The 15,831-nt window shown below is 36.7% G+C and carries 18 protein-coding genes; 15 read left to right on the forward strand and 3 right to left on the reverse strand.

Going from position 1 to position 15,831, the window contains the following annotated elements; genetic code table 11:
- Nucleotides 1-31: 31 nt before the first annotated feature.
- From H5S10_RS02425 to H5S10_RS02445, 5 genes are all read left to right on the forward strand, one after another.
- Nucleotides 32-895 (forward strand): P-loop NTPase family protein, encoded by an 864-nt coding sequence (locus H5S10_RS02425; RefSeq protein ID WP_182588608.1) that lies wholly within the window; start codon nt 32-34, stop codon nt 893-895.
- Between the two features lie 17 nt (nt 896-912).
- Nucleotides 913-1,437: an NAD(P)H-binding protein gene (locus H5S10_RS02430; protein WP_182588609.1), complete on the forward strand. Its 525-nt coding sequence runs from the start codon at nt 913-915 to the stop codon at nt 1,435-1,437.
- Complete coding sequence (locus H5S10_RS02435) at nt 1,400-1,981, forward strand: DUF1836 domain-containing protein (protein WP_003669215.1); 582 nt, start codon at nt 1,400-1,402, stop codon at nt 1,979-1,981. Before H5S10_RS02430 ends, H5S10_RS02435 begins: the two co-directional genes overlap by 38 nt.
- Nucleotides 1,982-2,048: 67 nt before the next feature.
- Nucleotides 2,049-2,501 (forward strand): MarR family winged helix-turn-helix transcriptional regulator, encoded by a 453-nt coding sequence (locus tag H5S10_RS02440; RefSeq protein WP_182587138.1) that lies wholly within the window; start codon nt 2,049-2,051, stop codon nt 2,499-2,501.
- A 23-nt stretch (nt 2,502-2,524) separates the two neighbouring features.
- A complete protein-coding gene (locus H5S10_RS02445; protein ID WP_182587137.1) occupies nt 2,525-3,250 on the forward strand; it encodes a B3/B4 domain-containing protein in 726 nt (241 codons plus the stop codon).
- A gap of 32 nt (nt 3,251-3,282) precedes the next feature.
- On the opposite strand, the gene H5S10_RS02450 is transcribed toward H5S10_RS02445, so the two are convergent.
- The gene (locus H5S10_RS02450) at nt 3,283-4,398 is read right to left on the reverse strand and encodes an AI-2E family transporter (protein ID WP_182588610.1); all 1,116 of its coding nucleotides are present in this window, start codon (nt 4,396-4,398) and stop codon (nt 3,283-3,285) included.
- Between the two features lie 12 nt (nt 4,399-4,410).
- Nucleotides 4,411-5,241, reverse strand: a complete 831-nt coding sequence (locus tag H5S10_RS02455; RefSeq protein ID WP_182588611.1) for a sugar phosphate isomerase/epimerase family protein — start codon at nt 5,239-5,241, stop codon at nt 4,411-4,413.
- Nucleotides 5,242-5,335: 94 nt separating this feature from the next.
- Here H5S10_RS02455 and H5S10_RS02460 point away from each other — a divergent pair, with 94 nt between their 5' ends.
- The 3 genes from H5S10_RS02460 (at nt 5,336) to eutJ (ending at nt 8,043) form a co-directional block, all read left to right on the forward strand.
- On the forward strand, nt 5,336-6,244 hold the full coding sequence (locus H5S10_RS02460; RefSeq protein WP_231795575.1) for a hypothetical protein: 909 nt from the start codon (nt 5,336-5,338) through the stop codon (nt 6,242-6,244).
- A gap of 173 nt (nt 6,245-6,417) precedes the next feature.
- Nucleotides 6,418-7,125 (forward strand): MIP/aquaporin family protein, encoded by a 708-nt coding sequence (locus H5S10_RS02465; protein WP_182587133.1) that lies wholly within the window; start codon nt 6,418-6,420, stop codon nt 7,123-7,125.
- Between the two features lie 84 nt (nt 7,126-7,209).
- Complete coding sequence (gene eutJ / locus H5S10_RS02470; protein ID WP_182588612.1) at nt 7,210-8,043, forward strand: ethanolamine utilization protein EutJ; 834 nt, start codon at nt 7,210-7,212, stop codon at nt 8,041-8,043.
- A 174-nt stretch (nt 8,044-8,217) separates the two neighbouring features.
- On the opposite strand, the gene H5S10_RS02475 is transcribed toward eutJ, so the two are convergent.
- Nucleotides 8,218-9,297, reverse strand: a complete 1,080-nt coding sequence (locus H5S10_RS02475; protein ID WP_182587131.1) for a helix-turn-helix domain-containing protein — start codon at nt 9,295-9,297, stop codon at nt 8,218-8,220.
- A gap of 253 nt (nt 9,298-9,550) precedes the next feature.
- On the opposite strand from H5S10_RS02475, the gene H5S10_RS02480 reads away from it, so the two are divergent.
- From H5S10_RS02480 to H5S10_RS02510, 7 genes are all read left to right on the forward strand, one after another.
- The gene (locus H5S10_RS02480) at nt 9,551-9,832 is read left to right on the forward strand and encodes a BMC domain-containing protein (RefSeq protein ID WP_003669201.1); all 282 of its coding nucleotides are present in this window, start codon (nt 9,551-9,553) and stop codon (nt 9,830-9,832) included.
- A gap of 96 nt (nt 9,833-9,928) precedes the next feature.
- Nucleotides 9,929-10,645: a propanediol utilization microcompartment protein PduB gene (gene pduB / locus H5S10_RS02485; protein ID WP_182588613.1), complete on the forward strand. Its 717-nt coding sequence runs from the start codon at nt 9,929-9,931 to the stop codon at nt 10,643-10,645.
- A gap of 24 nt (nt 10,646-10,669) precedes the next feature.
- Nucleotides 10,670-12,346 (forward strand): propanediol/glycerol family dehydratase large subunit, encoded by a 1,677-nt coding sequence (locus H5S10_RS02490; RefSeq protein WP_182587129.1) that lies wholly within the window; start codon nt 10,670-10,672, stop codon nt 12,344-12,346.
- Between the two features lie 17 nt (nt 12,347-12,363).
- The gene (locus H5S10_RS02495) at nt 12,364-13,074 is read left to right on the forward strand and encodes a propanediol/glycerol family dehydratase medium subunit (protein ID WP_003669197.1); all 711 of its coding nucleotides are present in this window, start codon (nt 12,364-12,366) and stop codon (nt 13,072-13,074) included.
- Between the two features lie 12 nt (nt 13,075-13,086).
- Nucleotides 13,087-13,602, forward strand: coding sequence for a diol dehydratase small subunit (locus tag H5S10_RS02500; protein WP_182587165.1), 516 nt, complete (start codon nt 13,087-13,089; stop codon nt 13,600-13,602).
- A gap of 30 nt (nt 13,603-13,632) precedes the next feature.
- Nucleotides 13,633-15,483 carry a diol dehydratase reactivase subunit alpha gene (locus H5S10_RS02505; protein WP_182588614.1) on the forward strand — a complete coding sequence of 617 codons (1,851 nt, stop codon included), beginning with the start codon at nt 13,633-13,635 and terminating at the stop codon, nt 15,481-15,483.
- On the forward strand, nt 15,446-15,829 hold the full coding sequence (locus H5S10_RS02510) for a glycerol dehydratase reactivase beta/small subunit family protein (RefSeq protein WP_182587127.1): 384 nt from the start codon (nt 15,446-15,448) through the stop codon (nt 15,827-15,829). Before H5S10_RS02505 ends, H5S10_RS02510 begins: the two co-directional genes overlap by 38 nt.
- Nucleotides 15,830-15,831 lie beyond the last annotated feature (2 nt).

The raw sequence follows: 15,831 nt of genomic DNA on the forward strand, positions 1-15,831 counted from the left end.
AGGTAGATAGCTTAAGAAAAGAGGTTATATAGTGAGTAGTATTACAATTAATGATTTAGTCTATGATGCTAAATCAGGAGATCAATTAGACAACGTTTCATTAGAACTAAAGTCACCACAAGTAGTCGGAATTTGCAGTAACGATACAGGGGCAGCAACTGCATTAGAAGATCTATTATCTGTCCGTGGAAAAATTTTAAATGGGGATGTAACAATTAACGGGGTTCCATTCAAAAAATATAAGCGTCAAAGCAAAAATGAGATCGGCCGAATTGATGATGTGGTTTTAAAAGGAAAAACAGTGGAGAAAGCTGTTGACCACGCATTACGCCATCGTAAAAATGCTTTAAAACCAGAGCAAGCACTTCAAATGCTTAAATCATTAAAATTTGAACCAGACCAGATGATTGCTGCATTAAGTGAGGCTCAACAACTAGAATTACGGATGGCGCTCCTTCTTACTTGGCAATGTTCAATCGTAATTTTGAGCGATGCCTTTGATGGCTTGGAGGCAGACAACCGGCAAATGATTGGTCACCTTGTTAAAGACTATGCGCAAAAGGTCGATGCCTTAGTGCTTTTCACAAGTAAAAATATTTCGACATTGATGAGGTTTGCTCATACTCTTTACTACTTTAATGGCAGTCATTTGACTTCTACACGAGATTTATCAATGAATGATGGTGTAGATTGCACAGTGACAGTAATGGGTACCGGATTGTCAATTGATAATGCGGTAAAGTTAGGAGCACACATGTTGGAAGAAGCAGGTAATGAGACCCGGTTCCTCTTTACTGGAAATATCCAAACATTATTGCCATTACTAGAGCAGAGCACCATTACTGATATCAGAATTGAAGATGCAACGATTGAAGATGAATTGATGGCTTACTAATAGATTTGGAGGTTGTTATGGGTCGGATAGTTTTTATTAGTCACCGGCATGACGATTTAGTACCAACGATTATCAAAAGGGTTCCAGAAGCAGTTGCGCTTACTAGTTTTAAATTTGAAATTCAGCGTGGGGATATATTATGTTGGCTTCCCACTGTTACGGAGTATGTAGATGATGAAGTCCAAGAGTTAGCTGAATTGATTGACCATTCACTGTTTTTACCATCAAAAATAGTAATGCTTTCGATTGCAGGAACAGCAGATGATGCGACCAATCAGCAATTACAGGAATGGTATGGACGACAGGCAACTCAGGCTGTTCTTGCTCATCAATATGCAGTTAAAATGATTGATGAATTTGAGTTGCCATATACTATTATTAGAGCCTTGCCAATTACTAATGAAGAAACTTCTCTTAAGGTTGTTAGTGAGGGTAGTGCTTTAGAAGGTAAAGAGATTGGATTAGAACAAGTAGCACAGATAATTGAACAAGCAGTTACTACCGATGATTTTCGGAATCAATCGATTGGAATTGCCCCATAAGAAAGCAGGTTGTGATATGGATAAATTAGAAGAATATCAACGATGGCAAAATAATTTAGCACGGGTGCGGTTTCCACGATGGAAAGAACTACCTACACTAGGTTTGTATGTGGACCAAGTGGTGGCAATTGTAAATGAACAATTAAATCATTTGGGAATTGAGCCACTCACCAAATCAATGGTAAATAATTATGTGAAAAAGAAAGTTATTCAAGCACCAATCAAGAAAAAGTATGCTGTTAACCAATTAGTAGATCTTTTGCTGATTGGATTATTAAAATCAAATTTTTCACTAGATGATATTCGTGCAGGAATTGCTCAGGTTACTATGAATTCTTACCCGCAAGCTGCTTATGACCGCTTTGTCGAAATCTTAAATGCACTTTTAGCGGGAGAAGAAATTCCAAGTACTAATGTGATTAATCCACAAAATGATCGATTAATGACTTTAGCATTGAAGTCAGTATTATCGCGAATGGATGCTGCTCAATTATTAACTGCAATGCAAAAAGTTGCTCAACCTGCTCCGTTGGAAAATAATTAGTTTTAATTATTTTGTTGCAATTACAACAAAAAGATTTTAATATTGTAAACGAGGAGAATTTTTATCAATGATTGATATTTTACGTGAAATAGGGATGATTGATCGAGCCCTCGATTCGATTGCCAATATTGAGTTCAAGAAAATCGATTTAGCACGTGGTCAATACCTATATGTTGTTCGTATTTATGAGCATCCAGGAATTATTTCAGAACAATTATCAAACTTGATAAAAGTAGACCGAACAACGATTGCCCGTGCTGTAAAAAAGCTTGAAAAAAATGGCTTTATTGAAAGAAAAAGTGATCCAACGAATAAGAAAATCAAGCGACTTTATGTTACTCAAAAAGGAAAAGAGATTTATCCCTTTATTATTCGTGAAAACCAATTTTCAAATAGTGAGGCATTGAAAGGCTTCTCGGAAAAAGAGGCTCAGCAGGTTCATGATTATCTAGTTCGTATCCGTCAAAATATTGATGGTGATTGGGATACTGTCAAGCATGGGGGCAAGCGTCAATATTAATTTATAAAGAGGAGATTATTTTTATGAAGCAAGTGACGATTGATCCAAGTTTTTGGGAACTTTTTCCAGATGCACAAGTAAATATTTTGTTTGCAAATGGCATTAATAATCATAATGCTGATGATAACTATGATGAACGAAAGAAACTATTAGCAAAAGCTACTCGCGAGGCTGATAAATTTTTAACTAATGAAACATTTCGCTTAAATCCAGTTGTTGACCAGTGGCGTCAAGCATTTCAACAATTTAAGAAAAAGAAAGGTGCACGCTCATCAATTGAGGCGCTATTAAAACGTGCCAATCAAGGACGGAAATTTGAACCAATTGAACCGCTTGTGGATGTCTACAATAGTATTTCCTTGAGCTATGGTGTTCCAGTAGGAATTGAAGATCGGAATAAGATTGCTGGTGACCTTCACCTTGGCGTTGCAAAAGGTGGCGAAGCATTTCGTCCAGTAGGTGCTGAAGATGATGAGCCTGCGTTGGAGGGCGAAGTTATTTATTATGACGATGAAGGTGCTGTTTGTCGTTGCCTCAACTGGCGTGAAGCTCAGCGAACAATGTTGACAGAAGATTCCCAAAATGTAGTTGCAGTTATGGAAGCAATTAATTCAGAACAAATTGAACGCGCTAATGAAGCGATGGAAGAATTGAGTAAGTTAATTAACCAATACTTTGGTGTAAATGCATCGCAAGTTTATCAACTAACTAAGGACCAACCGATTGCCGAAGTTCCAGATAATTTATAAAAAAGAAAATGAGTGAAAAATGTCGACATTTTTCACTCATTTTCTTTTTGAATTGTTATTCTATTTTTTGCATCAGTACTTAATAATTTATAAAGGGCTGCAAATAAGGGAACAGTGAACATCATTCCAAGAATTCCAGAAATTCCCCCGCCAATAATAACCGCGGCAAATACCCATACACTTGGGAGTCCAATTGATCTTCCAACAACTAGGGGGTAGGTAATGCGGTTATCTAATTGTTGAAGGAGAATAATAAAGATTAAGAAAATACCGGCTTGAAGTGGAGAAACGGCAAAAATGATAATTACTCCGACACTAGCTCCAAGGATGGCGCCAATGATTGGAATTAAAGCACCAAATGCAGTTACAACGCCGATCATTGAAGCATAAGGCATTCGTAAGATCGTCATCCCGATAAAACACGAGATGCCAAGAATAGCAGCATCTTTACACTGACCAACGATATAGTTACTGTAACTTTCATCAAAAACTTTCAGGACTCTAATTATTTGTGACTGGTAGCGGCTAAAGTATGTTGAAAGTAACTTAGTAAATTGATGTTGCAACATTTCTTTATAGATCAAGAGGTAGATTGAAAAGAAAAAAGCAATAATTGCAGTTGTGGCAGCAGAAAATACAGACGAGGCTGTTGAAATGACTGTCCGGAAAGTTCCGCCAACGCCAGACGTAAGGTATTTACCAATTTTATCCCATTGGATTTTACTAGCATCAAAACTATTGATGAAGCCTTTAAAATCACTACTATGTTCAAAGTAATCGATAAAATGGTTGATAATGTGACTATGATTAGCAATAAGCAATCTTACACACGTAATAAGTTCAGGAATTACCAGGGCAAAAACGATGGCAATTATTAGGATGATTGTTAAGTAGGACAGCACTATTCCGACTGGACGCTTAAACTTTTGTGCACTTGGTTTCTTGAATAAATATAAGTAGAGGTGTTCATACTGTCTTAATAAGAGGTTAACGATATAAGCGACTATTCCACCTATTAAAAGAGGCATAGTTGCTGAAAAAATTGTTTGGATAAATTTAGCGACAATTTCCCAATAAGTGATTGCCAAGTAGAGGATAAATAAGGCTAGTACTAAAGAAATATGACGGCGATTAATATATTGCTTCACGATAAATCTCCTCTATATATTAAGCTTTTGATAAAGTTTAACTAAATAATTATGACTGTCGATTTGTTCACGACAATTATTTTGATCATGTAAGTTAATTTCATAAATACTAGTAGCAACTGAGTTTAAGTGAGGCAAAACATTAGCCCAGTCGATTTTGCCAGTGCCGAGAGTAAGGCTATCGTGAGTTTCACCCATTGAATCAACTAGGTGATAGTGAACGACCCGATCTTTTAAGTGTTCTAGGGATGCGGCTAATTTCTGGTTGTTTCCATGAAGTTCAATAAAACAATGGGATGTATCAAAGGCAAGTCGATAATTATGCGCAAGAATTTCATCTTCTTGAAGAGGATCGCCATAAGCAAAGACTGGCGCAATTGAATTTTCAAACATAATATGATCACCGCCAGCATCTGCAAAACGATCTAATCGCTGATAAACAGCATTTCGGGCGTCCTCTACACTAGGATAGAGTGAAACAAAGTAACGTGATTCAGGACCGGCATAACCACCATGAACCAAAACTTGCACATCAAGGTCATCGGCCAAATAAAGTAGCTTTTCAGTTGTGAATTCGATGAAGCGATATAGGTCGGGGTATTGTTTTTCCGGGGCTACTACTTCTGAATGATGATCTTGAAATTGCATTGGGTGATGTAGAATAATATTTTTAATACCAGCGTCTTTAACGTATTGAATTGCATCATAGAGACGATGATAACCCTCATCAGTAAAGTCATGAGCATCAGTGTAAAATTCATAAGTAGCAGGATTATATTGTAAGCGATCATCAATTTGGTTTAGTTGACTGCTTCCCTTTAATCCTAATTGTGGTAAAAACATATACCTTACCTCCTAAAAACTAACTACTATCTTTATCTTACCAGATTTTGAACAATTTCTTATGGTAAGATACCATATTAAGGAGGTGTTTCACATGGAACAATGGTTGCCACGTCAGCCATTAATCTTGACACCAACTATTCCATTGATGTGGACAGTGGGATGGCTTTGTACAATGTCAGCATATATTATTTTAGGTGGCCAACCACCATCCCCCAATCAGTTGCAGGACTCTGTTTTACTGGTTTCAGCTGTTATTTTAGTGATGAACATTTATAACCTAATACTAATTTATCAACGAGTAGAAAAATATCGAAATCTTTCCACATATGCACCAAGGGCTTTGTTATTAGCTATTATTTTAATTATTTCAATTGTCTTAGCTTGGGGACAGCCCAAAGTAGTTTTAATTCCTAACTACTTAAATATATGGGTCATGATATTTATTGTTTTAAATTGCTTGCAAGCTCTTTTGGGACAATTTTTTGCTCTCCTAGAACGGTCACAATCACGTCAAAAATTTGCTTCGATGTATTGGCCTATAGTAGTTTTATGTACTGCCGGAATTGTAACTCCGCCAAGTTTAGAATTACATAATAGTTGGACTTTGCCATTTATTATTGCTGACTGCATTTTACTTATTTTCTTTATTTTAAGAAGTTGGCAAGAGGTACCTAGAATACTTATTAAAGTTCCAGCTAATAATAGTATTATCTATGAACTGCTAGTTGGAATTAATCTTGCAACGATAATTTTAACAGTGGTGAGTGGAGTCCTTTTTATTATGTTTAGCTTTATTAATAATGAAATGAGCAGAGTGTCGGCGTCCTTTGCTCTTAGTCCAACAATAAATGGAATTAGTGGATTAATAATAGGAGCGATGCAACGGTATAATAATGATTATCGGTATGGACATGTAAAAGGACATCCACAAAGATATATTTATTGCGGAATTTTCCTGATGATTATTTTATTGGGACTGAGTTTCATTTTAAATGAATAGCTAATAATTTCTGGTAAGGAACATGATTTTTTTGTGTATTAATTTGTAAAATATTGCCGTTATTGAACAGTTAATACAATAAAGACAATAAAATACATAATTAATGTGTTAGCATTATATGTATAGAAAGCGCATACAATTTGGAAATAATATAAAAAGGTTGGTGTTTAGACATGCATGGATTTATTGGCGAATTTTTTGGCACCATGGTTTTAATCCTATTAGGAGCAGGATGTTGTGCTGGTAATAGTTTGAATAAAACATATGGAAAACAAAGTGGCTGGTGGTTTATCTGTATTTCATGGGGCTTAGCAGTTACAATGGGAGTTTATGTTGCCGGATTTCTGGGCTCATTAGGGCACTTAAATCCCGCTGTAACAATTCCCTTTGCAGTATTCGGATTATTCCCATGGAGTAATGTTATTCCTTACCTGCTAGGGCAATTTTTAGGTGCATTTGTTGGTGCAGTATTAGTAATTATTCAATTCTATCCACAATTTAAAGCTACTCCAAATGAAGAAGAAGGAAATAATGTTGGTATTTTTGCTACTCGCCCAGCGATAAATAGTCCAATTTTTAACTTCTTCTCAGAAGTGATTGCAACTTTTGCATTTATTTTTGTACTCTTAAATCTTGGAAACTTTACGCAAGGTTTAAAGCCATTTATTGTAGGGATGGTTATTGCAGTTGTTGGTACTTGTCTTGGGACAACCACTGGTTTCGCCTTAAATCCAGCCCGTGATTGGTCACCTCGATTAGCATATACTATTTTGCCAGTTCCTAATAAGGGCGTTTCAGAATGGTGGTACGCATGGGTTCCAATGTGTGGCCCAATTGTTGGAGGTCTTCTTGCGTGTGCTTTACAAACGGCACTAGTTTAGTAAACCTAGAAAAAAGGAGGCTAATTAATATAGCCTCCTTATTTAGTTTAAATAAAATATGAAATACCTCATAGGAGAAAATTAATGAGAAAAGCATTTTTAAAAAGTAGTAATGAACAATTAAAAAAATTTGCCAAGATTGTTAATGGCGATAAGCCTTTACGTAAAATTTCGGTGGATGAAAAGCTAAAGGTCGGTGTAGATTTAGGGACTTCATCAATTGTTTTAACGGTACTTGATTCTAAAGACAGAATTGTATATGGGGCATATGAATATGATCATGCAGTTCAAGATGGTATTGTAGTTAATTTTATAGAGTCAGTTAATATTTTAAGACACTTAAAAGAAAAAACTGAGAAAGTATTAGGACGTGAACTTAAAACAGCTTGTGGTGCAATTCCGCCAAAGACAGGAGAGAAGAGTGCCAAAGTAGTTGCCAATGTTATCGAAGAAACTGGTTTGATTTGTACCGGTATTGAAGATGAACCAACAGCAGCTGCCAAGTTCTTAAGCTTATCAAATGGAACTGTTGTGGATATTGGAGGAGGAACGACCGGTATAAGTGTTTTTAGGGATAGCAAGCTAATTCATGTTGTTGATGAGGCAACCGGTGGATTTCATATGACGCTTGTTCTTGGGGGAAGGTATAAAATAAAAAATGATGAGGCGGAGAAATTAAAGCGTAATAAGGACAAAGAATCTGAAGTATACGCTGTTATTAAACCAGTAGTGGAGAAGATGGCAGCAATTGTTCAGAATATGGGATCTGAAATTATTGATCCAGTTATAGTTGTGGGAGGTGCGACTAACTTTACTGAATTCACAACAACTTTTAGTAAAGATTTAAAGCGTAAAGTTTATAAACCACTTTATCCTCAATTTGTAACGCCATTAGGGATTGCAATGTTTGATAATTAAAATAAATAAGAGGCTGAGAAACCAACCCCTTTGTTGTTTAAGTGTAAACTGCCAAAACGCAGTCGACGTCTGGATTCTGGGCGTTGATTTATCAGCGTTCAGAATCCAGAGATCCTTGAGGGAGTGGGACTAAAAAGCTTGCTTGCGTGTTTTTTAGTCCTACTCCCTTTAATTTTAAATAATTTTTTCAGTATAAATCCATTGAATTACTGAACGATCAAATACATTAATTTCACTAGCTGGAATAATAGGTTGAGAACAATCTACTGTATAAACCCAGCCTGCTTTATTACTAACATCATTCAGATCATTTATTGAATAGATATATGGATATCCATTCAAATCACGGGCCTTAAAGGAAATATCGTTTTTATTGAAAAAATCTTTTGAGATTTCGTAAACGGATTTATTTGAGCGCCATTGTAAATCTCTCGGAATAGTATAGATTTTTTTTATTGCGGAATTATATTTTCGATATTTTGATGGTGTCATTCCTACTTTTTGCTTGAAAATTTTAGTGAAGTAACTTGTCTGCGAGAAACCAACTTGATGAGCCAATTTATTAATTGGTGTATTTGAAAAAATTAATTTTTCTTGAGCAAGTGCAATTTTTTGGAGATTTATATAGTTAATAAAATTGTCATTAAAATAATTTTTAAAGATTCGACTTAAGTATGATGGTGAGAGATAGATCCTCTGAGAAACGTTTTCTAAAGTAAGCGATTTTTCTAAATTGGAATTAATGTATTTAAGCGCCATGGTTATATTTTTTTCAATATCACTTAGAGCACCATCATTTCTGTTATTGAAAATAGGAGGATTAGCAATATTAGTTATTGAATCATCTTCGGAAATATTCAGAATCCCATTAAGAACTTTGATTAGTGAACTTAGTTTAGGGGCCTCAAATGGAGTAAGAACAATTATGCGGTCATTAGAACTGTCAATAAACTTTTTGCAAGAAATTTCAATATATTTGCTACATAAATCAATAGCATCAGATTCTATGTGTGATTCATCAAGAACGAAGAAACCACTTAAAGATGAATTTATAACTAATGGAAAAACAAAGTAATTTTTAAAATCAAGTTTTCGTAAATGTTCAAGGGAAATATTTGGGTCAAAAAGAAGGGTATTGCAGTCAACAATTGCTCCAGTAATGCTTGTGAAAATTATATTATTATTAGTTATTTCTTGAAATGTTTTTGTTACCTTTTGAATGTCATTTAAGAATTTTGAAGAATATTCGTACATTTGAATTTCGCCTACTTTTTTACCATTTTTTAAGGATTAATGCCGTTTACCTCTATATATTAGCATACATTTACACATGAAAATGCTTTCTTGTAAATTTTGTGATACATAATAATAAATTATTGTTCTTTTTAAGTATCATACAATTTTTAAGATAATATATCATAAATCTCATGTTATAAAATTAACATGTACCGAATTGTAAGCGATTTCTAATTATCGCTATTTGTTTTTATACTTAGGAGGCATTCTTATGGGACAAGAAGCACTTGGTTTAATTGAAACCGAAGGACTTGTAGCTTCAATCGAAGCTGCTGACGCAATGGTAAAAGCTGCTAATGTTAAATTAATTGGTCAAGAAAAGATTGGTCATGGATTAGTAACAGTAATGGTTCGTGGAGATGTTGGAGCTGTTAAGGCTTCTGTTGACGCCGGAGTACAAGCTGCCGAAAATATTGGAGAAGTCGTTTCGAGTTACGTAATTCCTCGTCCTCAATCTGAAGTTGATAAGCTCTTACCACATCATGGAGAATAATTTATAAAAATTAAAGCCCTTATACAGACGGCTAGGTACAGGAATCTGTATTAAGAGCTTTATTGTTAAGAGCTTTTATAGTCAGGAGGAAAAATAATGCATGATTTTCTGAATTCTACTAGTACTGTTCCAGAGTTTGTTGGTGCTAGCGAAATTGGAGATACAATTGGAATGGTAATTCCGAGAGTTGACCAACAGCTATTAGATAAATTACATGTTACAAAACAGTACAAGACTTTAGGTATTTTGAGTGATCGTACTGGTGCTGGCCCACAAATTATGGCAATGGATGAAGGAATTAAGGCCACTAACATGGAATGTATTGATGTTGAATGGCCACGTGATACTAAAGGTGGAGGAGGCCATGGATGTTTAATTATCATTGGTGGTGATGATCCGGCAGATGCCCGCCAAGCTATTCGGGTTGCACTTGATAATCTTCATCGTACATTTGGTGATGTTTATAACGCCAAAACAGGTCACCTTGAATTACAATTTACAGCTCGTGCTGCAGGTGCTGCACATCTTGGATTAGGTGCAGTTGAAGGGAAAGCATTTGGTTTGATTTGTGGTTGTCCTTCCGGAATTGGCGTTGTAATGGGAGATAAGGCTTTAAAGACTGCTGGTGTTGAACCGCTTAACTTTACTTCACCAAGTCATGGTACAAGTTTCTCTAACGAAGGTTGCCTAACTATTACCGGTGACTCAGGGGCTGTTCGTCAAGCTGTTATGGCTGGACGTGAAGTAGGATTAAAGTTATTGTCACAGTTTGGTGAAGAACCAGTTAATGATTTCCCATCATACATTAAGTAGATCTAAAAGGAGGACTACTTTATTATGAAACGTCAAAAACGATTTGAAGAACTAGAAAAACGGCCAATTCATCAAGATACATTTGTTAAAGAATGGCCAGAAGAAGGTTTCGTTGCAATGATGGGCCCAAATGACCCTAAGCCTAGTGTAAAAGTTGAAAATGGCAAGATCGTAGAGATGGATGGTAAAAAGCTCGAAGATTTTGACTTGATTGACTTGTACATTGCTAAGTATGGAATCAATGTTGATAACGTTGAAAAAGTTATGAATATGGATTCTACAAAGATTGCACGGATGCTTGTTGATCCTAATGTTTCTCGTGATGAAATTATTGAAATTACATCAGCTTTGACTCCTGCTAAGGCTGAAGAGATCATCAGTAAACTTGATTTTGGTGAAATGATTATGGCTATCAAGAAGATGCGTCCACGCCGTAAGCCTGATAACCAATGTCACGTTACCAACACTGTTGATAATCCAGTTCAAATTGCTGCTGATGCTGCCGATGCTGCTCTTCGTGGATTCCCAGAACAAGAAACCACGACAGCTGTGGCACGTTATGCACCATTTAATGCTATTTCAATTTTAATTGGGGCACAGACAGGTCGTCCTGGTGTATTGACACAATGCTCTGTTGAAGAAGCTACTGAATTGCAATTAGGTATGCGTGGTTTTACCGCATATGCCGAAACCATTTCAGTTTACGGTACTGACCGTGTATTTACCGATGGTGACGATACTCCATGGTCTAAAGGATTCCTTGCATCATGTTATGCATCACGTGGTTTGAAGATGCGGTTTACTTCAGGTGCCGGTTCAGAAGTTTTGATGGGTTACCCAGAAGGGAAGTCAATGTTATATCTTGAAGCACGTTGTATTTTACTTACCAAGGCTTCAGGTGTTCAAGGGCTTCAAAATGGTGCCGTAAGTTGTATTGAAATTCCAGGTGCTGTTCCTAACGGTATCCGGGAAGTTCTTGGTGAAAACCTATTATGTATGATGTGTGATATTGAATGTGCTTCTGGTTGTGACCAAGCATACTCACACTCAGATATGCGGCGGACTGAACGGTTTATTGGTCAATTTATTGCCGGTACTGATTACATTAACTCTGGTTACTCATCAACTCCTAACTACGATAATACATTCGCTGGTTCAAACACTGATGCAATGGACTACGACGACATGTATGTTATGGAACGTGACTTAGGTCAATACTATGGTATTCATCCAGTTCAAGAAGAAACAATTATTAAGGCTCGTAATAAGGCTGCTAAAGCCCTTCAAGCAGTATTTGAAGATCTTGGATTACCAAAGATTACTGATGAAGAAGTAGAAGCAGCAACATATGCTAACACTCATGATGACATGCCAAAGCGTGACATGGTTGCAGATATGAAGGCTGCTCAAGATATGATGGATCGTGGAATTACTGCTATTGATATTATCAAGGCATTGTACAACCATGGATTTAAGGATGTTGCTGAAGCAATCTTGAACCTTCAAAAACAAAAAGTTGTTGGTGATTACCTTCAAACATCTTCTATTTTTGATAAAGATTGGAACATCACTTCTGCTGTTAACGACGGAAATGATTACCAAGGACCAGGTACTGGATATCGTCTATATGAAGACAAGGAAGAATGGGATCGGATTAAAGACTTACCATTCGCCCTTGATCCAGAACACTTGGAACTGTAGAGAGGGGGTAATCTGTTATGGCTGATATTGATGAAAACTTATTACGGAAAATCGTTAAAGAAGTTTTAAGTGAAACTAATCAAATCGATACTAAGATTGACTTTGATAAAAGTAATGACAGCACTGCAACAGCAACTCAAGAGGTTCAACAGCCAAATAGTAAAGCTGTTCCAGAAAAGAAACTTGACTGGTTCCAACCAGTTGGAGAAGCAAAGCCTGGATATTCTAAGGATGAAGTTGTAATTGCAGTCGGACCTGCATTCGCAACAGTTCTTGATAAGACAGAGACTGGTATTCCTCATAAAGAAGTGCTTCGTCAAGTTATTGCTGGTATTGAAGAAGAAGGACTTAAGGCTCGGGTAGTTAAAGTGTACCGGAGTTCAGATGTAGCATTCTGTGCTGTCCAGGGTGATCACCTTTCTGGTTCAGGAATTGCTATTGGTATCCAATCAAAGGGTACGACAGTTATTCACCAAAAGGATCAAGATCCTCTTGGTAACCTCGAATTATTCCCACAAGCTCCAGTGCTTACTCCCGAAACTTATCGTGCAATTGGTAAGAATGCTGCTATGTATGCTAAAGGTGAATCTCCAGAACCAGTTCCAGCTAAAAACGATCAACTTGCTCGTATTCACTATCAAGCTATTTCAGCAATTATGCACATTCGTGAAACTCACCAAGTTGTTGTTGGGAAGCCTGAAGAAGAAATTAAAGTTACGTTTGACTAAGGAGGCATAATGATGAGTGAAGTTGATGATTTAGTAGCAAAGATCATGGCTCAAATGGGAAATGGTTCATCTTCTGATAGTTCTACAGGTACTTCTACTACAAGTGCTGATAAAGAAATGACAGCAGATGATTATCCGCTTTATCAAAAGCATCGTGATTTAGTAAAAACACCGAAAGGACACAATCTTAATGAAATTACTTTACAAAAAGTTGTAAATAACCAGGTTGATCCTAAAGAATTGCGTATTACACCAGAAGCCTTAAAACTTCAAGGTGAAATTGCAGCTAATGCTGGCCGTCCAGCTATTCAAAAGAATCTTCAACGAGCTGCAGAATTAACACGAGTACCTGACGAACGTGTTCTTGAAATGTATGATGCATTGCGTCCTTTCCGTTCAACTAAGCAAGAATTATTGGATATTGCAAAGGAATTACGGGACAAGTATGACGCTAATGTTTGCGCAGCATGGTTTGAAGAAGCTGCAGATTATTATGAAAGTCGTAAGAAGCTAAAAGGCGATAACTAAGCTTTTTAGTCAGAGTAGGGAGTTTTATATATGGCAACTGAAAAAGTAATTGGTGTTGATATTGGGAATTCTTCCACTGAAGTTGCATTAGCAGATGTAAGCGATAGTGGACAAGTTCACTTTATTAACTCTGGTATTGCTCCTACTACTGGGATTAAAGGTACTAAGCAGAATCTAGTTGGAATTAGAGATTCAATTACTCAAGTTCTGAATAAGTCTAATCTGACAATCGATGATATTGATTTAATTCGAATCAATGAAGCCACACCAGTAATTGGTGATGTTGCAATGGAAACTATTACAGAAACCGTTGTAACAGAATCAACAATGATTGGGCATAATCCTGATACACCAGGTGGTATAGGAACAGGGGCTGGGATAACAGTTCGTTTGCTTGATCTCTTAAAGAAAACTGATAAAAGCAAAAACTATATTGTTGTAGTTCCTAAGGATATTGATTTTGAAGACGTTGCTAAACTTATCAATGCTTATGTCGCCTCTGGTTATAAAATAACAGCAGCAATTCTAAGAAACGATGATGGTGTTTTAGTTGATAATCGGTTAAATCATAAAATTCCGATTGTCGATGAAGTTGCTATGATTGACAAAGTTCCGTTAAATATGCTGGCAGCTGTAGAAGTTGCTGGCCCTGGACAAGTAATTTCACAACTTTCAAACCCATATGGCATCGCTACCTTATTTGGACTAACTCCAGAAGAGACTAAGAATATTGTTCCGGTTTCACGGGCCCTTATTGGGAATCGATCAGCTGTTGTTATTAAAACTCCAGCTGGGGATGTTAAAGCGCGTGTAATTCCGGCAGGTAAGATCATAATTAATGGCGATACCGGAAAAGAAGAAGTCGGAGTTTCTGAAGGTGCTGACGCTATTATGAAAAAGGTTTCTAGTTTTCGCCATATTAACAATATAACTGGTGAGTCTGGAACCAATGTTGGAGGAATGTTGGAAAATGTTCGTCAAACAATGGCAGACCTTACGGGAAAGAAAAATAACGAGATTGCGATTCAAGATTTACTTGCGGTTGATACTCAAGTACCGGTTGAGGTCCGAGGTGGTCTAGCTGGTGAATTTTCAAACGAGTCAGCAGTTGGAATTGCAGCGATGGTTAAGTCAGATCATCTTCAAATGGAAGTCATTGCCAAGCTTATTGAAAAAGAATTTAATACTAAGGTTGAAATTGGTGGTGCTGAAGTTGAATCTGCTATTCGCGGAGCACTTACGACACCGGGAACAGATAAACCTATTGCAATTCTTGATCTAGGAGCGGGTTCAACAGATGCTTCCATTATTAATAAAGAAGATGAGACTGTTGCAATACATTTAGCCGGTGCTGGTGATATGGTAACGATGATTATTAATTCTGAACTGGGGTTGAATGATATTCACCTTGCAGAAGATATTAAACGTTATCCATTAGCCAAAGTAGAAAATCTTTTCCAGATCCGGCATGAAGATGGTTCTGTTCAATTTTTTGAAGATCCATTACCATCTTCGTTATTTGCAAAAGTTGTAGTAATTAAACCAGATGGATATGAGCCAGTAACAGGAAATCCAAGTATTGAAAAAATTAAGCTAGTTCGTCAGAACGCAAAGAAACGAGTCTTCGTTACTAATGCAGTACGAGCACTTAAGTATGTTAGTCCAACAGGAAATATTCGGGATATTCCGTTTGTTGTAATTGTCGGTGGGTCAGCCTTAGATTTTGAAATTCCACAACTTGTTACCGATGAATTAGCACACTTCAATTTAGTTGCTGGTCGTGGAAACGTTCGTGGAATTGAAGGGCCACGAAATGCCGTTGCAACTGGATTAATTTTAAGATATGGCGAAGAAAGAAGGAAGCGTTATGAACAACGATGATTCACAACGTCCCTCGATTGTCGTCGGACTAAAAAATGGAACAACGATTCCAGATAGTGCTAAGCCACTTTTCTATGGAATTGAAGAAGAACAGATCCCAGTCTCAGTTCGCAAAATCAATATAGATGGTGCTATTGAAAGAGCATATCAATCAGCTCTTGCGTCACGACTATCTGTCGGAATTGCTTTTGAAGGAGATCATTTTATCGTTCACTATAAGAACTTGAAGGAAGAGCATCCTTTATTCGACATGACAGTTGATGATAGAAAGCAATTACGGATTTTAGGAGCAAATGCGGCGAGATTAGTAAAAGGAATTCCTTTTAAGGAAATAGCAAACAGGTGATT

The sequence above is a fragment of the Limosilactobacillus balticus genome (genome assembly GCF_014145615.1).
Taxonomy (GTDB): domain Bacteria; phylum Bacillota; class Bacilli; order Lactobacillales; family Lactobacillaceae; genus Limosilactobacillus; species Limosilactobacillus balticus.